This is a genomic window from Bacillus sp. 3255 (genome assembly GCF_031456485.1).
GTDB lineage: Bacteria > Bacillota > Bacilli > Paenibacillales > NBRC-103111 > Paenibacillus_E.
This window is the reverse complement of the sequence record NZ_JAVDUS010000003.1, coordinates 227,641-251,226: the sequence shown is the minus strand read 5'-3', so window position 1 is coordinate 251,226 and position 23,586 is coordinate 227,641. Positions and strand designations below refer to the sequence as shown.

At 48.0% G+C, this 23,586-nt stretch carries 18 protein-coding genes and 1 pseudogene; 2 read left to right on the top strand and 17 right to left on the bottom strand.

What is annotated here, in order from left to right; genetic code table 11:
* Positions 1–114 precede the first annotated feature (114 nt).
* A complete protein-coding gene (locus J2X61_RS05975; RefSeq protein WP_310186588.1) occupies positions 115–654 on the top strand; it encodes an NAD(P)H-dependent oxidoreductase in 540 nt (179 codons plus the stop codon).
* 155 nt (positions 655–809) lie between these two features.
* On the opposite strand, the gene J2X61_RS05970 is transcribed toward J2X61_RS05975, so the two are convergent.
* The 17 genes and pseudogenes from J2X61_RS05970 to J2X61_RS05890 all read right to left on the bottom strand — a co-directional run bounded on the left by J2X61_RS05970 (position 810) and on the right by J2X61_RS05890 (position 22,542).
* Complete coding sequence (locus J2X61_RS05970; protein ID WP_310186586.1) at positions 810–2,282, bottom strand: sulfatase; 1,473 nt, start codon at positions 2,280–2,282, stop codon at positions 810–812.
* Positions 2,279–3,592 (bottom strand): sulfatase-like hydrolase/transferase, encoded by a 1,314-nt coding sequence (locus tag J2X61_RS05965; RefSeq protein WP_310186584.1) that lies wholly within the window; start codon positions 3,590–3,592, stop codon positions 2,279–2,281. Before J2X61_RS05965 ends, J2X61_RS05970 begins: the two co-directional genes overlap by 4 nt.
* Before the next feature lie 15 nt (positions 3,593–3,607).
* Complete coding sequence (locus tag J2X61_RS05960; protein WP_310186583.1) at positions 3,608–4,561, bottom strand: ABC transporter ATP-binding protein; 954 nt, start codon at positions 4,559–4,561, stop codon at positions 3,608–3,610.
* A complete protein-coding gene (locus J2X61_RS05955) occupies positions 4,533–5,528 on the bottom strand; it encodes an ABC transporter ATP-binding protein (protein ID WP_274469160.1) in 996 nt (331 codons plus the stop codon). The genes J2X61_RS05960 and J2X61_RS05955 overlap by 29 nt, the downstream gene beginning before the upstream one ends.
* A gap of 45 nt (positions 5,529–5,573) precedes the next feature.
* Positions 5,574–6,437 carry an ABC transporter permease gene (locus J2X61_RS05950; RefSeq protein ID WP_274469159.1) on the bottom strand — a complete coding sequence of 288 codons (864 nt, stop codon included), beginning with the start codon at positions 6,435–6,437 and terminating at the stop codon, positions 5,574–5,576.
* Between the two features lie 18 nt (positions 6,438–6,455).
* Entirely contained in the window at positions 6,456–7,442 is a 987-nt protein-coding gene (locus J2X61_RS05945) for an ABC transporter permease (protein ID WP_310186580.1), read from the bottom strand.
* A 29-nt stretch (positions 7,443–7,471) separates the two neighbouring features.
* A complete protein-coding gene (locus tag J2X61_RS05940; RefSeq protein WP_310186578.1) occupies positions 7,472–9,154 on the bottom strand; it encodes an ABC transporter substrate-binding protein in 1,683 nt (560 codons plus the stop codon).
* 178 nt (positions 9,155–9,332) lie between these two features.
* Positions 9,333–11,702, bottom strand: a complete 2,370-nt coding sequence (locus J2X61_RS05935) for a helix-turn-helix domain-containing protein (protein ID WP_310186576.1) — start codon at positions 11,700–11,702, stop codon at positions 9,333–9,335.
* Between the two features lie 126 nt (positions 11,703–11,828).
* Positions 11,829–13,760, bottom strand: a complete 1,932-nt coding sequence (locus J2X61_RS05930; protein WP_310186574.1) for a fructose-1,6-bisphosphatase — start codon at positions 13,758–13,760, stop codon at positions 11,829–11,831.
* Positions 13,761–14,452: 692 nt separating this feature from the next.
* Positions 14,453–15,229 carry an alpha/beta hydrolase family protein gene (locus J2X61_RS05925; protein WP_310186572.1) on the bottom strand — a complete coding sequence of 259 codons (777 nt, stop codon included), beginning with the start codon at positions 15,227–15,229 and terminating at the stop codon, positions 14,453–14,455.
* A 153-nt stretch (positions 15,230–15,382) separates the two neighbouring features.
* Entirely contained in the window at positions 15,383–16,294 is a 912-nt protein-coding gene (locus tag J2X61_RS05920) for an aldo/keto reductase (protein WP_274469152.1), read from the bottom strand.
* An 18-nt stretch (positions 16,295–16,312) separates the two neighbouring features.
* Positions 16,313–17,296 (bottom strand): mannonate dehydratase, encoded by a 984-nt coding sequence (locus J2X61_RS05915; protein WP_310186569.1) that lies wholly within the window; start codon positions 17,294–17,296, stop codon positions 16,313–16,315.
* 27 nt (positions 17,297–17,323) lie between these two features.
* Positions 17,324–18,655 carry an ABC transporter substrate-binding protein gene (locus tag J2X61_RS05910; protein ID WP_310186567.1) on the bottom strand — a complete coding sequence of 444 codons (1,332 nt, stop codon included), beginning with the start codon at positions 18,653–18,655 and terminating at the stop codon, positions 17,324–17,326.
* Positions 18,656–18,692: 37 nt separating this feature from the next.
* Positions 18,693–19,525: pseudogene (locus J2X61_RS05905) on the bottom strand (carbohydrate ABC transporter permease).
* Positions 19,526–19,527: 2 nt separating this feature from the next.
* Positions 19,528–20,487, bottom strand: coding sequence for a carbohydrate ABC transporter permease (locus J2X61_RS05900; protein WP_310186566.1), 960 nt, complete (start codon positions 20,485–20,487; stop codon positions 19,528–19,530).
* 156 nt (positions 20,488–20,643) lie between these two features.
* Positions 20,644–21,843, bottom strand: coding sequence for a helix-turn-helix domain-containing protein (locus tag J2X61_RS05895; RefSeq protein ID WP_274469147.1), 1,200 nt, complete (start codon positions 21,841–21,843; stop codon positions 20,644–20,646).
* Positions 21,844–21,897: 54 nt separating this feature from the next.
* The gene (locus tag J2X61_RS05890) at positions 21,898–22,542 is read right to left on the bottom strand and encodes a GntR family transcriptional regulator (protein WP_274469146.1); all 645 of its coding nucleotides are present in this window, start codon (positions 22,540–22,542) and stop codon (positions 21,898–21,900) included.
* A 248-nt stretch (positions 22,543–22,790) separates the two neighbouring features.
* Here J2X61_RS05890 and J2X61_RS05885 point away from each other — a divergent pair, with 248 nt between their 5' ends.
* Positions 22,791–23,585, top strand: a complete 795-nt coding sequence (locus J2X61_RS05885; RefSeq protein ID WP_310186565.1) for an SDR family NAD(P)-dependent oxidoreductase — start codon at positions 22,791–22,793, stop codon at positions 23,583–23,585.
* Position 23,586: the final 1 nt, after the last annotated feature.

Sequence of the window (23,586 nt, the reverse complement as noted above, 5' to 3'; positions counted from 1 at the left end):
ATGTTCGGCAGAACCTAGTACGAAAAAAGAGCGTACTTTGCAAGATGCTCTTTCTCCCTAATAATAGTGATTGCAGATCGCGATACTGCCAAAACCAAGTAAAGGATGATCGTTATGAACATTATGGTTATCGCCGCACACCCCAATTTAGTTCAGTCCAGAGCCAATAAGACCTTACTCCAAGAGCTTAATAAATACACGGATATTCACGTACGTGCCCTATATCAGGAATACCCCACTTGGCAGATCGATGTTGAAAAAGAGCAGCGGATGCTGCAGCAATTCGATCGGATTGTGCTCCAGTTCCCCTTTTATTGGTACAGTTGTCCACCTCTGCTTAAGAAGTGGTTTGACGACGTACTGACGTTTGGCTGGGCTTTTGGTCCCGGTGGAGAGAAGCTGCTCGGCAAAGAATTCATGATCGCCACTACGACCGGAGGAACGGAACCATGTTATAGGTCGGGCGGTGAGAACTTGTATACAATCAGCGAGCTCTTGCGTCCAATCGAAAGAACACTGACGAAATGCAACGGTACCTTTCTTCCGGCCTTCGTTATGTACGACGTTGTGCAAGCTACGGATATTGATTTGGCGCATGTAGCAGAAAAATACGCCGAATTCATAAAAGCACCCAGGGGAGCGCTCATCCATTGATTCCAATCCAAAGGGACAGTCTCGCAGAACTTCGAACTCTCTGCGAGGACTATCCCTATTGTGATTATGCCTACGGCTGGATGGGAAATCGAAATGGGTCTACTACCCTTAAAATAAATCCCACATCAGAGGTCGCTCTACTATGAAGGTACACATTAATCGGTAATGCCCAATCTTTCGAACTGTTCAGGCGGCGCATCATGCTGATTCATGATTCGGATCATATGTCCGATCATCCGCTTTTCAACTGCGGCATCCTGAATCGGCCGCTGTTGCCCCGGATCCGCCGCTAAGTCATACAACAAGGTTCCAAAGCGATGCGCGGGAATATACGAGGCCGCCGGAATTTTGAGAGTTCGAACCCCTTTCGTGAATGAAAACGGTTCTGCCAATTCCAGCTCTTGCAGCTCCTCTACACGAAATAATGAAGCCATATGCGCCGGCATTAACGTATAGTTGAACAACGGCGTATTATCCGGTCGTACCGGGGCGCGCATATAGACATATCTGCCATCCGTACAATTGACATGGCCGCCATGAATGCCGAATAATACCGCTTCACGCGAGCCCCCGTTTGCCTGAAGGGCTGTATGCAGGGGAACACCCAGCATATCCTTAGGTATTTCCACGCCAAAGAATTCCAATAATGTCGGCGCCAAATCAATCAACTGCGTTAAACCACCGCAGCGTTCGTTCTTCCTCTTGTCACGAGGGTCCCAAACGAAGAGCGGAGACCGGGCGATTTCATTATAAAAAGGCATGATATTCTTGGCCCACCAGTCGTGCTCCCCAAGCAAGAAACCATGATCGGTCGTGACGATTAGCATGGTGTCCTGCCACAGCCCGTATTCATCCATGATATCCAGCACCTTGCCTAAGTAGGCGTCGCACATACTGAGCAGCGCCGCATACTCGTATTTGCAGTGTTCGACTTCTTCCCTCGCTTCCTGAACAGGCTGATAGCCAGGCCAGTCAAAGTGCTTGCCCGAATAATCATGAGGATACAAGTCTTTATACCTCTCGGGAGAAAAGAACGGCTCATGCGGGTCGAAGGCTTCAATTTGCAGCACCCACCTGTCTGCGGTGTGATTCGCCCGAATGTACTCGATTCCTCTGGCAAAGGTCTCAGACTGTGGATGCAGCGATTCTTCCTTCATATATTTCCGGTTAATCCAATCCTGGCGAAACAGTTGGCTCCGGTATCCTTCGAAGCTCCCTACGTGCTCAGGAATCTCAGGATCTAAGACTTCCCCCTTCCACGGGTCGCCCTCCTGTCCGCGAACGAATTCCCAGGTGCTGTATTGGCTGTGGTAAGTGGCGCCTCCCGGTTCCCAATAATGATAATGGTCGCTAACCAAATGCGAGTAAACCTTTTGCGCTCTTAGCAGCGCAGGCATGGAATCGTCGAAGGGCTCCAATGGCCCCCAGCTTCGATGCAGGAAATTGTAACGGCCGGTAAGCATATCGCGCCTGGCTGGCATACAAGGCATACTCCCCACCCAATTATTATCGAACGTTACACTATGTGCGGCCAGGCGGCTAAAATTCGGGGCATGCGTCCAATCGCATCCATATGGGGGAAGCATATGGCGGTTCAGGGAATCAAACATCAGCACAATCGCTTTCAAAGCATCTGCGCCTCCTCGTTAAGTGATCGGTACCACCGTCTCACATCTTCCTCCAGCCTCCGGGCAATGTCCGGGAATTGCTCCGCCAGATTGACACGTTCGCCGCTGTCCTGCTCAAGATCGGATAAGTGCACAGGGTCGGCTGCCGTTCGGCTAAAGTCCAGCTTGCCGTTCAGCACTAGCTTCCACTTGCCTTCGCGAACCGCCAATTGATCTCCGTATTCCCAGAAGAGCTGCCGGTGAGGGCCAGGGACAGCACCTCGAAGAGTAGCGCACAGGCTGCTGCCGTCCAGGTCATAGTCTCCCGGGTCAGTTCCGGTCAGTTCCAGCATCGTGGGGAAAATATCCATCATGGCGCAGACTTCATCGTTCGATTGTCCTTTGCACGCTGCTAACCCCGCCGGATAGCTCAGGATCGCAGGTTCCCGAATGCCGCCTTCGAACAAACTGGCCTTATGGCCGCGGAATCGGCCTGCACTTCCCCCATAGTACAGGTCCTCGGTGCCATCGAGCCAGTTGCGGGCTTCCGTCGACGGACCGTTATCACTCGAGAAGAAGATGATCGTGTCATCGAAGACGCCTCGCCGCTTTAACGCCTCAACGATTTCACCTACCCCGTCATCAACGGCCGCAATCATGGCAGCCATAATTCTGCGGTCCGGAGGAAGATCCGGAAACCGGTCTATATACGCTTTGGGCGCATGCATGGGATAATGCGGCGCATTATAAGCAACATATAGGAAGTAGGGCTCCTGATCTGAAGCGTCATCGATGAAAGCCACTGTTTCCCTCGTAATCACTTCCGTCATGTACTGGCCATTCTCCCATACTTCCGTCTCATTCTGCCATAAATCGTGTACGGGGTTGACGCCGCTACTTTGCTCCCAATAGAAAATATGCGAATAATAATCGATACACCCTGCCCGAAAGCCATAAAATTGATCAAACCCATGAGCATTCGGCCCATACGCCGCAGATGCTCCCAAATGCCATTTACCGAATATAGCCGTTCGATAACCCTGCGTTTTCAAGGCAGCCGCTAACGTCTTCTGTTCAAGCGGAAGTCCCTTGGTCCCTCTTTTTCCTCCAAGAATATGGCTGATCCCCGCTCGCGCCGGATATTTGCCCGTCAACAGTGAGGCCCGCGAAGGCGAGCAGACCGGCGAATTGGAGTACCAATTCGTGAAGCGGATGCCTTCGCCGGCAAGCCGGTCGAGATGCGGCGTCTTCATGGCGTCGGAGCCGTAGCAGCTCAGATCGCCGTATCCCAAATCATCGCAATAGAAAATGATGACATTCGGTCGTTTCATGTTAAGTTCCTCCACTTATCCAAAGAGATGACAACGTATTTGATGTCCGTCTGCTAGATGTACAGCACGAACCGCCTCTGTCCTGCAAATTTCGTTCGCGTAAGGACACCTGTGCTGGAAGCTGCAGCCCGTGCTGGGGATATCCTTACCATTCGGATCGATGACTTCGAAGTCTTCCGACTGCTCTCTCCATGGATCGGGAGACGAATGCAGCAGCAGTTTCGTATACGGATGCCGGGGATGATGGATCAGCTCCTCAGAAGGTCCGCATTCCATCATTTGCCCTGCGTACATCACCATGATGCGATCCGCCATATATCTGGCGCTGCCTAGATTATGGGTAATCAGCATCAGCGCTAGATTCTCCTTCTCTTTCAAATCGAGCAGCAAATTCATAATATCGACGCCGATGGAAACGTCCAGCATCGATGTCGGCTCGTCAGCGACGATGACCTTGGGTGCAAGCCCCAGCACTTTGGCAATGACAACGCGCTGCTTCTGTCCGCCGGATAATTGATAGGGATACTTATCGATGAAGTCCTCCGCTGGCGTAAGACCGACCTTCTGCAGCAGCTCCAGTACACGCGGCCGAAGATCACCTTTCGCTATGCGCTGCACCTGCAGAGGACGGCCAATGATGTAGCCGATAGGATGATGCGGGTTCAGTGCGGCGAAAGGGTCCTGGAAGATCATCTGCACAAAGGTTGGCAGCTTCTCTCGCAGCTGCCTGCTTGCCTGCAAGGACTTCCCGTTATAGACAATATCCCCGGAAGTAGCTGGAATCAAATTAGTCAGCATGCGGGCAATCGTGCTCTTGCCGCTTCCGGATTCGCCGACTATCGCCAGCACCTCCCCCGCTTCCAGGCTAAAACTAACCTCATGCACCGCACGAAATTTCTTCTTGCGAAACATGGAGCGGGTACTGAACACTTTGCCGAGCTCATTCACGTGCAGCAGAGGCTTGCTCACGGGATAATCCCTCCTCGGAATATAGATGGCAGGCTATCTCCCCCTGTTCATCCTGTATGAATGCCGGCTGCTGGGTCTGACATTGGGGAACCGCTTGCGAACAGCGCGGATAGAAACGGCAACCCGCAGGCGGCCGGATCAAGTCTGGCGGGTTCCCGGGAATGCCGGCAAGCCTTTGTTTGGGACCGGACAGAGAAGGGAACGAGTTGAGCAGTCCCTGTGTATACGGGTGGCGGGGTCCTCGCAGGATCTGCTCCTTAGCCGTCACCTCCACCAGCTTGCCCGCATACATAATGCCGATCCGGTCACACATCTCCAGCATTAAAGGAAGATCATGCGTAATAAATAGGATGGAGAAGCCGAACTCCTTCTGAAGCTCCAGAATTTTACGTATAATGCCGTTCTGAACCACGACATCGAGCGCGGTTGTCGGCTCGTCCATGATCACCAGATTGGGTTTGAGCGCCATCGCCATGGCGATAACTACCCGTTGCCGCATCCCGCCAGACAATTCATGCGGGTAGCTGTCCAAGCGGTCAACCGGAAGATCGACGAGCCTCATTAGATGCGCAGCTCTCTGATAAGCTTCCTGCCCTGCAACCGGCTCATGTGCCAGTATCGCATCGACCAGCTGGTCGCGAATTTTGATCACCGGATTCAGATTGTTCATCGCACTCTGAAGAACAATGGATATCTTGGACCAGCGCAGCCGATCAAATTCCTCGTCGCTCAGCGCCGTCAGCTCCATGCCCGCCAATTGCACACTGCCTCCTGTAATTTGGGCCGGGTGGCGCAACAATCGGCATATGCCGAAGGCCGTCGTCGATTTTCCGCAGCCGGATTCCCCGGCAAGACCGAAAATCTCTCCTTGGCCAATGGAGAAGCTGACCTGATCGACCGCTTTGACGACACCCCGGGGCGAAGCGTATTCAATGCTTAGATGATGAACCCGCAACAAATCCGCCAAGACATTTCCTCCTTCGAATTCCTAAATTCCGGCAGCCTTCCTGTTCTACAAGGCCGCATTACCGCGGTTCGAACGATATTTCTCCAGAATGCCATTGCCAATCAAGATGAACCCGAAGCAGAAAAAGGCGATTGCCAGCCCTGGCGGAAGAATCCACCACCAGGCATGGAACAGCACGGCATTATTCGCATTCGCGAGCGCGAGAATGGTCCCCCAGCTTACATTCGTGGGATCGCCAAGCCCGAGAAAACTTAGTCCCGCTTCCGCTAACACAGCTTGCGTCGTCACGAGTACGAGATTCGCCAGGATCACCGGGACAATATTCGGCAGAATCTCGCGGAACATGATCTCTGAATCCCTCATGCCAACCATCCTAGCGGCTTCCACATACCCGCTTTGCCGCTCGCTCATCGTCTGACTGCGGATACTTCTACCCATGTAGAGCCAGCTTAACGAACCTATTATCAGTATTGTGCTGAGCGTCCCCATAGAAGGAAGGAAAGATGCTAGGATAATCATCAGAGCTAGCGTAGGGATAATCAGAAACAGGTCAACGATCCGCATCAGCGATTCCTCCACCCATCCTCCCTTGAAGCCGGATACAACGCCGACCGTTACACCGATCACCGTTGTAATTAATCCGGCAAGGATTCCGACCCAGAATGAGGTTCGCGTGCCGTAAATCATTTGGCTCAAAACATCCTGCCCGTAGCTGTCCGTACCCAACCAATGGCTGAATGACGGTGCCAGCCATGAATCGAAACCTATGAAATTTTTCGGGTACGGGGCGAACCAGGAGCCGAACACCGCAATAACGGTGAACAACAATAAAATAAGGAGACCCATCTTCCCTTTTGTTCCCGGAACGACGGACCAGCTTGCCTTCAGTAATTGTTTCATAGTTTGCATGTCAGCCTCCTAGACCGGTTAATTGAGCGCCACGCGGGGATCAATCAGCGGATAGACGAGATCGGCAATCAGATTGCAGACGATAACCGAAATGGCAATACACAAGAAGCTTCCCTGAATCAATGGATAGTCATGATTCAGAATCGCATTGAAGGTGACCAGTCCCACACCGGGATAGGAGAAGACGATCTCGGTCGTGATCGCCCCCCCAATGACGTGTCCAAGTGAGGTCATCAATCCGGTAAAGGAGGGAAGCAGCGCGTTGCGTGCGCCGTACATGTATTTCCTTCGTCTTGTGCGGAGCCCTTTGGCCTTGGCCAGCAGCATATAATCTTCAGACAGCACACGCATCAGATTGTTGCGCAGTACCAAAATATGTCCGGCAAGTGTAGCTATGATTAAGGTGAATACGGGCAAAAAGGCGTGATACAGGACCGATTTCCCTTTATCCCACACGGTGAAGCTGTCGAACGCAGGATCAACCGCCTGCCCCAGCGGGAACCAGCCCAGATAAAAGGAAAAGATCATAATAAAGATGATCGCTATCCAGAAGAAAGGAACTGAATTTAAGAAGAAGGCTGTAAATAATGTCGTGTTATCGAAGAGCGATCCCGCTTTCCACGCGCCACGGATGCCGATGAGCCAGCCGATCAGATAGCTGAACAGAGTTGCTGTGAGGACTGTACCGAATGTCCAAGGCAGCGCTTTCAGCATGACATCGGCAACAGGCGAAGGAAAATTGGCGTAGGAAACGCCGAGGTTGCCGTGCAGCAGCTGCCTCAAGTACTTCACATATTGGTACCAGAGGCTGGGGTTATCCAGCCCGAATTGTACCTTCAGTGCGTTAGCCACCTCCTGCGAGCCTAGTGCCTTATCCGACGCAAGGGCACTCGCAGGATCTCCCCCCATGAGGCGGGGGAGCAAGAAGTTTAGCGTTGCCGCAACGTATAACGTGATGAAGGCGAAGCCGATTCTTTTCAACAGATATACGGAATTGTAACGCATTTGGCACACCTCCTCTTCTCTTGGCTTGGTTATTTCTTCTTAATTTGCAGCAGTGAGAGTGCGGAGGTGACAGGCAGATCTTCGTTGTAATTCGTGAATTGGTCGATACGGTAAGGGATATGCCCGCCAACGTTATACATGACGGCTATCGGCGCTTTCTCCGCGATCCGGTTCTGAACCTGCAGGTACAGCTCTTTCCGTTTGCCGGTATCTGCGGAAGATGCTTCATCCAGCCATTTATCGACATCTGCATCGCGGAAACGCATGTAATTGAGGCCTGGTGTATTCATTTTGGTAGGCGCCGTCATTTTGCTATGGAATATCTCGAGCATGGCTTGCGGGTCCGGCGGTGTTTGAATACCGTTCTGCAGCAGCTCATAATCACCCGACATTAAGAGCTTCGTCAGCTCCGGCCAGGTCACCAGCTTCACTGTCGTTTCAATGCCGATGCTCTTCAGCCAGTCGGTGATCATGGCGCCCTCTTTATTCTGGGCCGGTGCATTGGCCGCCATATGATAGGTGAAGGAAAGCGGCTTACCGTCCTTTTCGTAAATGCCCTTGGCATTTTTCTTATATCCTGCGGATTCCAATTGCTTGATGGCATCATTGACGTTATAGGCATAGGCTGGATTGTCGACCAGTTTGGCGTCCGCAAACTCCCCAAAAACAGAGGATAAGAACCCTGGATTGGCCGGGAATACGCCGTTGGACTCGCCCTTCTCAATGAGCGATTTGCGGTCCAGCGCGAGTTGGATGGCCCGGCGCACAGTGGCATCCGTCAGCCCCGGTTTTTCGTTATTCATAATGACGGAGAACGTATTTAACCCCGGATATACCTGCAATTTGTTTACGGGATTCTCCAACAATTTCGGCACGCTTGGCATGGCAACGGTTCCGGTTGAGCCTTGCACGTCGCCTTTTTCCAAAGCTAGTGTTAGCGTGGAGGAGTTATTAAAACGATTAATGTACAATTGATCGATATTCGGGGCGCCAAGGAAATAATCGGCATTTTTATTCATCACTATAGCGCTTTCATTTATGCTTTTAAATTGGAACGGACCTGTGCCAATCGGGGTTTTGTTCAGGAATTGGGATGGATCTTCTTTCTCAAACTGTTGTTTCGGCACGATATAAACGGTCGTTAAATAGAAGGGTAAGGAAGGAAATTGCTTGTTCAGTTTAAATACGACGGTATCGCTGCCTTGTGCACTAACTTCTTGCAGCCTGCCCTCTCCCCACAGCTGGTAGCGGTCGAGCACTTTATTATTTTTCAAAGTATTGAAGGAATAGAGCACATCATCTACGGTAAAAGGCTTGCCATCCTGCCATTTGGCCTTCATATTCAGCTTGACGGTATAGGTTTTGTTCTCGTCTGACCAGACTCCTTCACCCGCGGCCAATCGGGGAACGAGCTTTCCTTTCACGGGATTAAAGTAGTACAGTGGATCAAACACGTAATCGAAGAACGGCTGCCAGTTGCCCGTGGCGAGAAACGGGTTAAAATTGGTGACTTGCTCCGGATTTACCGTTTCACCGAGATGATAAACCAATGGCTCGCCTTTCTTAGCCGCTTCAGAGGGCTTGGCTGCCTCCGTCACACCCGCGCTGGTTGGCGCTTGCGGCGTGGAATCGCTGCATCCGCTAAGCATACCTGCGAATAAGGCCAGCGTGGTGAACAAGACCGTAGACGTTTTTCTGGTACCCCGCTTCATTGTACTCTTCCTCCTTGAGAAAAGATGGTGTTGTAGACTCGAGCATCTACAACTCCGATCATAGTGACAAGACGCGATAAGCGTAAAGAGACCATTTCCGGACTTTGTAGCCTTCGCCTGAGATCCCTGTCCATCCAGGCTATGGACCTTTTCTGATATCGTTCACCTGCATGAGAAGTTAATAAATTTCGTTGGTATGCAGCTTCTTGGGAGCGTGAATGTCCCTGAATTCACCGGGCGTCATGCCTTCATGTTTCTTAAAAATGCGGTTAAAGCTCCGCTGATTGGCATAGCCAACGGCCGCTCCAATATCCTTCACCGTAAGGTCGCTCATCTTCAGCAGTTCCTTCGCCTTCTCCAATCGCAGGTAGATGACATAATCCATGAACGTGATGCTGATCTCCTGCCGGAACATGCGGCTGACATATGACGGGTCCAATTGCAATTGGTCAGCGATGCCTCCAAGCGAAACTTCCTTATCATAATTAATCTGTATGTAGTCAAGAATCTGCTTGGCAACCGTATCCGGTTCGCGCCTCTTCTCATCATGAAAGCGCCGACTGGTATGACGGATATACATCTTGGTAACCTTAACAACGTCGTCAACCGTTTCCATCCGCAGCAGTTTTTCCTGCAGCATGGCCAGCTCATTGTCGGCTTGAGGCGGCAGGCCAAGTTCTGTGGAACGCTGGAACACTTCGACGATCAACTGAAAGTAAGCATGTTGGATGAGCGGAAATGGCAAGCCCTCAGCACCTCGGGCCGCCTCGTCAAGCTTTTGCAATTCTTCTTCGAAGCTCTCCGAGGGCTCCTCGCGAAACAGCAAAAGAATCTCGCGTTTGTGTTCCGCCAGCTTGCGGATCAGCAGGTTGTCGCCTGGCTTCTTCTCCCGGACAAGCCAGCTTGCCGCAATTAGACCGTAGCCTTTAAACACCCTGCTCTCCAGTGCATCTACCGCTTCACGGTAAGACTCGCTGATATCGCCTGCCTGCTGTTTAAGTTCGCCGATGCCCGTACTCACGGTCAAATGTAAATATTCCCGGATCGCATCGCGAATCCGCTCAGCCGTCTCCAACGCTCCCTGGCCAAATGCTTCCGCCGTCATGCTCTCTTCCGGATTGCAGACCAGGATGATATCTCTGCTTTCCGTATGCAGCGGATAGCTTCTATAGAAATGGCCGCCCAGCTCACCCGCAAGCTTAGCGATAAAATATCGAATCAGGCTCTGGTCGAAACTCCCATACTGGTTCACATATGTATGATAATCATCGATGCGGATCACCATAACGAAAAATCCGCAGCGCGTCACAGGCAGTTGATAATAAATAAATTTGGCATAACGCTCCTCGTGGAGTTTAGACCGTTCATGGATTAATTGCTGAAGAAAGCTTTGCTGCAGCACCGGCCAATTATCTTTTAACTGGCCCTCCATTTCCGCACCATGCTCCTTCAACGAGATGAATGCCGAGAACAGCATGGCCAGTTCGCTCTGCTCCCGGACCGGAACCACAGATTTCCAATCGCCTTTCTTGTTATTAACCATTTGCACGAGGGAGTGAATTGGGCTGTAAATCCGGAGCGTTATATAAAAAGCGACCAGTACAGCCGCCAGCATGCTGAATGCCATGAGGATCAGCATGAAGCTCTGAATTTCTTTGCTGCTTTTGTATAACGAATAGGTTGGAATGAGGTCGACATATTTCCAACCTGTATACGGCGAAGATACCGCTGTAAATGAATACTCGCTGCCACGGAAAGGACCCGTAAAGGCCGATATATCGCTGCCCAGCTTCTTTTGAATAGCTGCGAATTCCTCGCTGGGCACTTCGAGCCCCGTGTTGCTGTTGAATGCCAGCGTAGCATCCGGGCTGACCATCCATATCTCTTCCCCTTGCCGCATGAGCCGGAAAGAAGGAATTTGAAACAGTGCTTGCTGATTCATATTGACAATAATGGCACCTTGTATAGGAGAGCTTGCCCATGGTGTGGTTCGAATGAATGTAACCTGCGTTTCGGATAAATTTTTATGCTCATCCGGATATTCACGGATTAACCATTTTCCTTCCGTACGGTTCATACTCCGGTAATAAGGGAGCCACGCCGAATCATCCATTTCCATCGACTTTACCGGTCCGATGAGCGAAGTCTGTACGGTATCGCTAGCCGCATAATACACATACATGGATTCAATATACGGTGAAGTTATGTATGAATCGAGCAAGTAACTTCGAATTTCGTCTGCATCGGATTGTGTGGGGCCCTCGGCCCCTGCTTCCAACGCTTCCGAGAATGCACGGTTCTGCGCCAACCTGACTGTGATCTGGTCCACATCGTTGAGGAGCGTATCCATGAGCCGGCGCGTCTGTTCCAGCATTTGAATACTGGACTGTTTAACCTCCGTCTTCACCACATTCTGGCTGTAGCGATTTGCGAAAAATCCCACGATCAGAACGGTGATCACCACCAGCAAGATGAGGAGAAACAAAATTCGAAAAAATAAACTTCGGAATTTGAAATTAGAAAAGGCCCCTTGGATAAGGTTTACCATTCGTCTCCCCCCTGTGCAATAAGTAGGGTAACACAGCGTCTCCTCTATACTTTCCATATGGGGCCTATAATTCCCTTTCGAGGGAACGTAACGCGGCTGTAACAGTTGTTTCATTTCGCCGTTAGTTCATTTCATGTAGCGATATTCCAGGAGATTTTTCAAATTTGAGATTTTCTGCTGCAGCTTCTCCCCGATATTGGTTTCCCTCACCAGCTTCCGCTCCAGTTCTTTGTCCACCAGCCTTTTTACAGACAATACGTCCGTTCCGTTACATAATACATCTTCTTTTGACTTAAATTTCTGATGGGCAACGAGCTGCATGCCAAAAGAATTATACAACAAGGTATATCCGGCGATGCCCGTTGTGGATTGATAGGCTTTGGAAAAACCGCCGTCAATGACAACCATTTTCCCATTTGCTTTAACGGGATTCTCTCCACGTATTTCTTTAACCGGCGTGTGGCCGTTAATGATATGACCATGATCCGGATTCATATCAAACTCCAGCAGGATTTTCCGGCAGATCTCTTCGTTCTCACGTAAATGATAATAAGGGTTCTTTCTCTCCTTATAGGCTTCTTTATCTTGAATAAAGTACCTTTCAAAGGTGGTCATTTCTCTCTTCCCAAAGAGCGAGGAATATTCCCCTGTCCAGATGTACCATACCATATCCGTAGCCAGATCATCCGTCTCTTCCGGATGCGCAAAGGCGTAACGTAAATAATATTCAAAAGCATCGAGCAGCTTACGGCCCGAATACGTCTCGTTTTCAATCTGCATTTCTTCCATATTACCTTCTTCATCCAAAGGAATACAGCCGTGGAATAATAAATTCCCGTTGTATTTTAGATAAAGGCTGCCCTTTTTCATAAAAAAATTCATATGTCTGGACAGCTTTTCGGAATGCTGAACGGAGAACAACAGCTTTTCCATCACCTGCTGTTCTTCCTCCAGCAATTGTTCAGGCTGCTGCGGATTTACAGTTGAGAAACAGGTGTTTTCCAGCGGATACGTTTTTCCGCCGATCTCGATTTCACTTTTGTCGTAATCGATTTGCTCAAGCAAAAGCCTTTCAGACATATTAAAGTAAGGGCGCCTCTTGATAATAGGGATTTCAAGCTTAAACTGGATCATGGCAATGGCTTGATGAATTTTGGTAATCTGCAGAATTTCCTGCTCCGAACCGTTATGGTCGGTCTGCAGCTTCGGTCTAAAGGCTGGATTGTCATTATAGTATTTCTCCGCCAAGTTCAGCAGCGGGCGAAGATTGATTCCATACACGTCTTCGATGATATTCAGATTGTCGTATCTGGCGCAGATCCGGATAATATTTGCAAGGCAGACCAGGGAACCCGCATAGGCGCCTATCCACAGGACATCATGGTTCCCCCACTGAATATCTACAGAATGGTAGTTGATCAGCGTGTCCATAATTTTATCGGGGTCCGGCCCCCGGTCATAGATATCTCCGACCACATGAAGATGGTCAACCACCAGTCGCTGGGTCGTATAAGCAAGGCCGATAATGAGCTTGTCCGCCTGGCCCAAGGAAATAATTTGCCGGTATATTTCCTCATAATAAGGGTCCTTATTGTTAGTCGAATCCGTCTTGTATAGAAGCTCTTCTACAATATAGACAAACTGCTCCGGCAGAGCAGTACGCAATTTCGAGCGCGTATATTTGGAAGAGGCATAAGAAATGAGCTTAAGCATTTGTTCAATCGTTTGTCTGTACCATAAGTTCAAGGCTTGTTTATTGCACAGGTCTCCTTTAACCATCTGTATTTTTTCTTCCGGGTAATAAACTAACGTCGTAAAATCATTGATTTCCTGATCCGTCCAAACCTCATAGAATAAGGCTTTGATTTTCTCTTTTACAGTACCCGATCCGTTCCTTAGCACATGCTGAAAAGCCTGAAACTCCCCATGCAAATCACTGACAAAATGTTCAGTTCCCTTGGGAAGATTGGAGATCGCTTCAAGGTTGATGATTTCTGTTATAACTTTTTCTTCCGTATCATATTTCTGGGCCAATAAATCTAGAAACTGTGCATCCAAAATAGATGTCCCCCTTCAAGGCAATAAGGTGATGTATAAGAGGTTTTTCAATGGGGCTAGTCGCGTACCTTTAGGCTTAGTGTAAACAGTAAAGGGAAAAACATAAGGTGTTCGAGGTAACTTTTGGTACTTTTATTAATAGCTATTATAACTGAAACTTCCCATGCTATCCTCCCATTACTTCAAAGAAAAAGGGAACAGCTGCCGGCCGCGGCGACTGCTCCCTGTTAATTTAAGTATCGTTCCCAGTTAGTTGAATCCCAAACCCCTCTAATGAATCTTCCGTTTCCTTTTTAAGCTCTAACATCATAATAATCAGACCATTCAATTCCTCCTGAATTTCCGCTGCTGCGGTAATCTGCTCCCTGGCCTATGATCTGTATCCCATGGTTACTTTTTGTAAAACTTGTTGACCGCAATAGAGCACCAATCATTTGGTTTTTTGGACTAGTCGTACTGATTATTACAATTATTACAGACGAATTTGGGGCAGACATTGGTATCTGGGTATATCCTACAAAATTAATACCATAATCTGTTTTCGAGTTACCTTTTGATATTTCACTAGTACCAATAGGTCAAATGTTAATTTTCCAATATTTTTCAACAACACCTTCCTCCCTTCGTGCATTACAATGCTAGACATAAATTTATAAAAATTCACCACCCTCCCAGTCATCTTGGTGGTTGAACTATCGTTCTGCTTTTAGATTTTTATCAAGAAACTCCTTTATCTTTTGCAGCATTCCCAGTGTGATCTGGTGATTAACTCTCGGATATTCAATCAATTGGAGATGATCAACTGATTTTCCCTCTGCTGATATAGCATTGATAAAATATAACTGACTATCGATAGGTACTGAAGTGTCATCCTGGCAATGAAGAAGCAATAATGGTTTTTCAAGATTCCTGTGAATATAGGAAAGCGGATCATGTTGTTGTAAAAGAGCTTTGGCACTAGCCTCTATTGGATTCAAACCATTTTTTTCACGAAATAGTTCTTCAAATTGAACCCAAGCACAGGAACCATTAATAACGATTGCGGATTGAACCTGCTGATGTTTAGCATAAGTTCCAGCAGTAATAAACCCGCCTGTTGAGTGGCCAACCACACTTATTGGACTATCACTGTTTTGTATAAGCTCTGAAACGATTTTCTCCGCTTCTTGTACACCTTGAAAAACGATGGGCCAGAAATTCGTTTGCAGCGTTTCTTCATCCAAATAATTAAGACTTCCACGCTCTCCATGGCAAGGTAGTTCAGGTATAATGACTCTATACCCCCAGTTAGATATTAATGTGGCAAAAAACTTGTAACTATCCATGGTTGATCCCCACCCGTGATACAGTACAATTTGGCCAATCTGTTCAGATGAAGGTTCAAGTATGATGCATGGTACTCCACAAAGTTCTCGATATTCACCAATCTGTTCCATTAAGTTATCTCCTATGCTTAATTTATCATTCAAACAAAAAAACTTATCATATATATGCCTTCTTTTTCCTTAACTCATTGTAACATTTAGCCGATTAAACTGCCTGTAACTATAATGTGTCTACTAACTCCAATCGCAAAAAGACGGTCCTAACGGACCGCCTTAAATCATCCAAACATTCCTTTCTTATGCGTGACTCTCCGTCTCTTGACTGGACAAGTGCAGTCGTCTTCGAGCTTCCTCGTACACATCAGTTGAAAGCGGGCCTTTCTCAACCATTCGTAGATTGTCGGCCAGATGAGAGGGATTCTTGGTGCCGACGATTGTGGTCGACATATCCGGATGGCTGAGTGTATAACGCAGCAGGAATCCTGTGCGGCTCTCCCCGACATCCAACAGATCGTCCAAGCCGGCGTTCTCCCATACGGCCCATCGATCTGGGAGCTCGCGCCCTCCGTTCGTTTCTCCCTTGCAGACTCCACCGCGAACAATGGTTCCCGCCCCTGCCTGGGCTGCTGCCGTAATGATCTGTTCATGGTCTCTATCCAGTGCGGAATAAGGAAGCTGGAAGGTGTCGAAAGCGCCGGACTCGATGTAGGTCGTAATATGAGGCATCGTAGAGGAGACGCCGATCCAGCGGACTTTGCCGGACGCTTGAATGTCTTGGAGAACCTCGATGAGCTGGCCATCCTCTGTCTGTTGCACCGTTGGATTATGAAGTTGAAGCAAGTCGATGTAATCCGTGTTCATTCGTTTCAAGCTCGTTTCAATATTGCTTAGCAGGTTTTCTCTCGTCCATACATGCGGTGTCTCAAAATGATCTCCGCAGTCGACCAGCGTACAGCCGCACTTTGTCGCCAAGAAGTATTCGCTTCTCCGATGGTTGATATAGCGTCCGATGTAGGATTCGCTAAGTCCATAGTCATAAGATGTATCGATAAAATTAATGCCTGCATCGAGGACGGCGTTTAGGATCCGCTCCGCATCTTCATCCATAAGCGGACGTCCGTTCCAAACCCGCGTTCCGCGTATTTCCATGGCGCCAAATCCAAGGCGGGTCACTTCAAGACCGGTTCGGCCTAACACTGCTTTTTGCATGATAATCTCCCTTCCCTATCACGTATTGATGGATGACTGCTGCTGAGAAGCGGCTGCTTCCATCAGACCTTTGATATAACCAACGCCATACAACCGCCCTAAAAGCTCATAGCCTGGATTCGAATTATCCTCCCCTTCCATTGTCGGGACATGGTCAGGTCTGGCGATGCCGTTATAGCCGACCTCATAATAAGTTTGCATGGCTTCCAGCATATTGGTTTTGCCGTCGTCGTGAAAAGTCTCCTCGAATTTCTCCGGTGTCCCTTGCACATCGCGGAAATGAACGAAAAAGATTTTATCATCAGCCGCGAAATGACGGATGACGGCGGGGATCGATTCACCTGCGGTTGCCAGCGTTCCTTGGCAAAGCGTGATGCCGCTGTATTCGCTCGGAACGAGATCAATCGCCCGACGCAAGCTATCTGCGCTTCGCAAAATGCGAGAGACTCCGCGAATCGGAGAAATCGGCGGATCGTCCGGGTGTAGCGCAAGCTTTACCTTTGCTTTTTCTGCTGTCGGAACTATTTTTTCCAAGTAATACTTCAAATTTTCCCACAGCTGCTCTTCCGAAACTTCGCCGGCTTCTGTCAGTGGAGCATTCTGCATCAGCGAATGATCATAGCTGGATACAAGCGCGCCGCCTCTTGTACGGGTTGTCGTTGAGGTACGGAACCAGTTGAACTGTGCCATAAAGTTATAACAAAGCACAGAAATCCCTAATTTACCCATGTTTGTAATCAATTGCCTCATCACTTCGATCTCTTCATCGCGACCTGGCAAGCCTAGTTTAATCTTGTTCGTCGGGGGCGCCGATTCAATGACAGCCAGCTCGATGCCGAAATTCTCGAATCTTTGCTTCATATGCAGGAGATTCATAAAATCCCAGGGCTTCCAGCCGTTTTCTTCCCGTGGAAGAGGACCAACCGCATAGTCGACGCCCATCTGTTTGGCTAAATGCCAAAGCCGGTTTGGATGAGAAGTGAAAAATTCAGCTAATTTCATGGCCGCCACGCCTCCTCTGCGATTCACTTATTTTTTACTGAGCTTGGCTTCGCTTTCCTTGCCCTTTGCTGTAATTTTCGCGAATGCTTCATCAAGCGTTTGTTTGCCGAACATAACATTTTCCATTTCCGAAGTGTACGTTTTGACGAAATCTTCCCATCCCGGAGGAGCCGGATAGAACGGCAGTGCTTTACCTAGAGCAGCGTCCAGAAGATCTTTTCCAATCGTGTCCGTTTTCTTCAAGTTCGGCATCAACTCTTGATAAATGCTTTCATTGATCGGAATGCCCCGGGTCGTACCGAGCACCTTGCCGGCTTCCTTATCGGTAATAAACCATTTGACGAACTGCTTCGCTTCCGCTTTATTTTTGGAAGAGGCGCTAATGCTCAAATAGATCGTAGACTGTGCCCAGCCGCCTCCTGACGGACCTATAGGATTGTTCACAACGGCAACTTTACCCGGCATCAACTGTTCAAGCACACTCACAGAGCCGACCGTCGCGCCTCTCGTCATGACGGTTCCGGATGCCATCGGATCGCCTTTCGGATCGTTTTCTTTAAATGCAGCCTGTATCTGCCCCTGAGGAACTACACCGTCTTTGCGGAACTGTTCATAGGTTTGCTGGAATTTATACCACAAGTCTTTATCCAGGTTAAATTTCGTTCCGTCGATCATAACAGGACCTTTGCCATAGGAAGTTTGATAAAATTGATACCACTCCCAGCCCGTAGAGCTGTCAGCAATTCCGAACTTATCCTTGGGCAATTTCGAGCGCGCTTCCTTCGCGAAGGCAAAGAAATCATCCCAGGACCAATCTTTGGATGGGAGTTTGATTCCTGCGGCTTCCAAATCCGTTTTGTTATAAGCAAATCCGGCCCCGTTATGACTAAGAGGGATGCCATAGAGTTTTCCGTTAATCTTCGAATTTTCAATAATTTTGGGATCCACAATCCCCTTTAAGTCCACATCCGTCAAGTCTTCAAGCAATCCCCGCTTCGCATAGTCCTGGATATAGGCAGCATCCATTTGAAGAACATCGGTCATGGACTTGGATGCAGCCAGTGTCGTTAATTTCGTCCAATATCCGTCCCAGGCCAAATACTCCGGCGTAAACTTGATGTTTGCATGTTGCTGTGAATACAGTTCCAGCGCTTTTAGCGTAGCTTGATGCCTGGCATCTGGCCCCCACCACATGATTTTGAGATTTGCTTGTTTAGCGGATTTAGGAGCATCCGTTGTCGCTGAAGTCCCCCCTTCACCTTGACCTGAAGTCGATTCTGAACTACAACCGGACATGAACATGAGTGCTGCAAGAGTAACCGCTGAGAACTGTAAACCCCATGTTTTCTTTATGAGCATACTTTCCTTTTCCCCTTTCAGATTCATTTTATGGTGTCTAACCTTTAATACCGGTTGTAGCAATACCTTCTACGAAATATTTCTGAGCGAGGAAGAAGACGATTACGGAAGGAAGGGTCGATAATAAGGACATGGCGAGAAGCTGCCCCCACTGAACTTCGAATTGATCGATGAACATTCTCAGCCCTAAACCGACTGTATATTTCTCGATCGAGCTCAAGTAGAGGACTTGCCCGAAGAAATCGTCCCAACTCCAAATAAATGTAAATATCGCGACTGTGATCAATGCAGGTTTAATTAAGGGGAATACGACTTTCAAAAAAATGCTGTATACCGAAGCTCCGTCGATTTTGGCGGCTTCATCCAACTCTCGGGGAATCCCTCGAATAAATTGAACAAGCAAAAAGACAAAGAACGCGCCTCCGCCAAAAAAATGCGGCAAAACCAAGGGAATATAACTGTCAACGAGTCCTAAATTGTTGTACATGATGTACTGCGGAACGATCGTAACCTGACCCGGCAGCATCATCGTGAGCAATAGGATGGAAAACCAAAAGTTTTGCAGCTTAAACTTCAGACGGCCGAATCCATAAGCCACCAATGCGCTTGTTATCACCGCACCGACTAAGTTCCAAAATTCCATGATCAACGTGTTGGCAAAAAAAGTGGAAAAGCTGTATTCAGCAGAAAAGTTCCAGCCTTTGCTGAAGTTTTCCCACATCGGCGTTTCCGGCCAGATTGTCGGTAAACTCATTTCTGAATTTTTTTCAATGAAGCTCCGAGCCACCAAATCACCGGATAAAGCATGAGAAGTGATATCGCCGTTAATACAACATGGTTACTGAAAGAGGAAAGCCTGGTTCTTGACATTTTCATTTGGCATGACCTCCCTCAGACTCATAGAACACCCAATATTTGGACATCAGGAAATTCAGTGCGGTCAGTGCAGCGATGATCACAAGCAAAATCCAGGCAAGCGAAGATGCATAACCCATTTGATAATTTTTAAAAGCTTTTTCGAACAGAAATAGCGCATACATATAGGTGGAGTTAGCAGGTCCGCCATTCGTGATGATGAACGCGGAAGTGAACATTTGGAACGATCCTATAATACCAAGAACCAGATTAAAGAACATGACAGGTGAAAGCATCGGAAGCGTAATATGGAAAAATTTTCGGAAAGACCCTGCGCCGTCAACAGATGCAGATTCATACAAATCTTGTGGAATTTGCTTCAAGCCGGCAAGAAAAATGACCATCGTCGAACCGAATTGCCAGGCATTCAGCAGTACAAGCGTATATAGTGAAGTGCTTGGATTGGATAGCCAGCCCACGCCTTCCATATGGAACCAGCCCAAAACGTGGTTCACATACCCTTTCATGTCAAACATATTTCTCCAAAGCACGGATACGGCAATACTGCCGCCGATTAGCGACGGGAAATAAATTGCGGTCCGATAGAGTTGAATCCCCCGCATACTTCTGTTCAGAAACATAGCTACCATCAATGAGCAAAACAGCTTCACGGGGACCGAAAACACGACGAATGTAAAGGTGACCCCTAACGATTTGCGAAACAGCTGATCCTTGAAAAATATTTCCTTGTAGTTGTCAAAGCCGACCCACACCGGGTCCTCAAGCAGCGAGTACTCCGTGAAAGAAAGATAAAAGGATCGTAAGATAGGCCAAACGGTTAATAGAAAAAATCCCAACAGCCATGGAGATATAAATAAATAACCGGCCAAATTTTGCTCGTTGGAGAGAAGGCTCCTTCTCCTAAGGCGGCTAAACGATAACGAACGTTTCGATACCGCTATTTCTTCCACATTCATTCTTCCACTCCTTTCATATTGTTCATTGCGACAGCGCTTACAAGACTGCTAGCGGTTGTCGTGTATTAACAAAATATCAAATGGAATTTTAGATGCACAGTAGACAATTTATTGATAATGTTTGTTTTCTTTCATTCACGAGAACCGCCTATGTAACTAGGTGCCTGTTGTTTGCAAGGATTCCCTGTAGTCGCTCGGCGACAATCCGACCTTTTTCTTGAAAATTTGACTGAAGTACCTGGAATCGTGATAGCCGACCTTTTCAGCTACCTCATAATTTTTTAACTCCGCTTGCTTGAGAAGCCTCTTCGCCTTCTTCATGCGAATCTCGGTCAAATGCTCAATAAATGTAATGCCCATATTCGTTTTGAAAAGCGTGCTTAAGTAAGCCGGCGTAATGAACACTTTTTCCGCCACATAATGAAGTGTCGCTCGGTCGTATTCGTCCTCCATGATTGTAAGCGCTTTCCGAATGAGCGTGCGATTCATACTTTCCGTTGACAAAGCGTGGATTTCGTTCACAAGGAGCTGAATATAGCAAGTGACATAAGCTTTAATTTCATCAATGGATGGCAAGTGCAAGACGGACATGATGTCCGGCTTCATGATCGTAAGCGTGCGCGCTGTTGCAGAAGATTTGACCCGATGCTCCAAGCCAATCAGCAATCTGATCGTTGCATCTCGAATATCATTAGGCTGCGAAAGTCCATGTATCAGAAAGGATTGATAAAAAGAGTCGATCGCAGAGCCGATATGCTGCATTTCTGCAGAATCGTTTATTAAATGAAACAATGCTTCTTCTTGAGCTTCAGGATATTCAATGGTGTTTTTAAATGGGGCGATAGAGTTATACAAGATCATCTGGCCGATGCCACGATAAAATTTATGCGTCAGGGAAATTGTAGCTTGAAGGTAAGAGGTATGCAGTTCTGCGAGGTGTTTGCACGGATTTCCGATGCCTGCCGTTGCGGTATGGAGACTTGCTCCCTTCATACAGCTATGTATGCTTTGGACTTTATCCAGATTGTCCCAAGAAAACAAAATGCCGATATGGCAGGCATCGTCCATAAAAACGATACAATTACACGTTATCCTATGTTCTATGAACGTTCGAAGCTGCTTGGCAGCCTCCCTTTTCGTCCATTGATCTTGAAATTCACCGGCAATATCGAATAAGGCCAGCGTTGGGTAAGAAAAATAAGGATTCATCCCCTTCTCCACGAATCGATTCCGGATAGATTCCGACTGCTCGGTCCGATTCCGAATGAGGTCGGACACAAGCCTGTCTCGAATGACCATATGCTCCGGGTCAACGGTTCTTCTATCCTTTTCGTATGTACTGATTAACGAATTCATCTCCTCGTTCTCCTCTCAGTCAGGACTGTAGGTTATGAAAAATGAGCAGTATCGTTATCCTGTGTACGCTTTGTGGAAATCCAAGCCACGAACCAGCTTTTCAACTAAAATCTCGACATCTCCCGATTTGATCAGATCCAGCAGTTCTTCGTGAGCGGATGGGATGAAGTATCCCGTATAATCTTGATTCGTGATCGAAATAAACCGCATGATTTTCGTTTTGATACCGTTCCAAATGTCTAGAAAGAGCGCGTTCCCGCTTCGTTCGTAGAAATAACCGTGAAAGGCCATATCCAATTCGACCAATCGGTAAGGATCGTTCTCGTCTACAGATTCTTTCATTCCATGTAAAATTTGTTCCAAATGAGCGATGTCTTTCGGAGTCAGGTTTTTCATCGTCTCCCGAAGCGCATGGCCTTCAATCAGCTGCCTTAGCTCATAAATATCGCGAATTTCTTTTAACGTGATTGGTGCTACCATAGAACCTTTGTTGGTCTTGCCGATGATCATACCTTCATGCTTCAATCGCTCGAGTGCCTCTCGGACCGGTGCTTGACTCACATCAAATGCTTTGGCAATTTCAAGTACGATCACCCGGTGACCTGGAGGGAGCTCCCCCTTCATAATTTGCTTTTTTAATGATAAATACACATGCTCGCTTAATGAAGTTGGATGTTGAGAGTAGTTTGCAAATTCCATTCGGTGAGGATTCCCCCTGTCCTATGTACCCAATAACGATTATCGATAATCGATTTATCCAGATCATACCGGAGATGAAGAGTGTTCGTCAACAAACAAAATCACTTAATCTTCGACAAACGGCAGTTTTAAAAAAATCAAACAAAATCATAATTTTACAGCATCGCCTTGTGCACGGTTCCGTTTGTAAGATTGACCATATCAGCCGCTTGCCCCCTAGCACTCTAACCATGGCTTTTGGAGGACTTATGAAACTTACAAACAAAGTGATCTTCATTACGGATGCCGACAGCGGCTCCGGCAAGGCTCTCCTCTATCGTCTGGCGGATGAAGGAGCGCACTTTATTCTCAACAGCGTCTCAGGAGGTACGAATCTCGAATCCGAATTGCAGCGTTGTCAGACCCGCGGTGTGCAAGTGGTTATCGTCAATGCGAACCTGCTCAGCAGTTCGGCCGTCGTCTCTGTTTTGGAAGACACGGCAAAACAGATCGGGCCGGTAGACATCCTGATCCACAACAATAGGACAGTGAAAACCTCTAGTGTGGAATTGTGCGAAGAGGATTGTTTCCTTGAGGTCCTGAATGCCAACGCCAAGTCAGCTTTTGTATGTGCGCAAGCGGTTGGCAAACAGATGATCGCCAAGCAGTCCGGGACGATGCTGTTCGTCGGCTCGATTCATGCAGAGAAGCCGACAGGCTCGTCCTTCTCCTTCAGCGTTTCACAAGGCGCCATAAAAATGCTAAGCCGGGAAGCATCGCTTGTCTTGGGTCGGCATGGCATCCATGTGAACTTCATTGAAATGGGGCCTGTCGCGGGTGATGATACCTTGTTTCAAAGCGATGTTTCTTCAATCTATGAAGACTACATGTATAAGGTACCGAGTAACGTCCTCGGCACTTATGATGATTTGGCGCAGCTGGTCTCCTTCCTGTGCTCGGACAACGCACGTCATATGAACGGAGCCGATATTCGCTTGGATGGAGGGTTCCTCATGCATTACATGGATCACAAAATGAAAAAGCCACCCGATTTGGAGGTCTGAG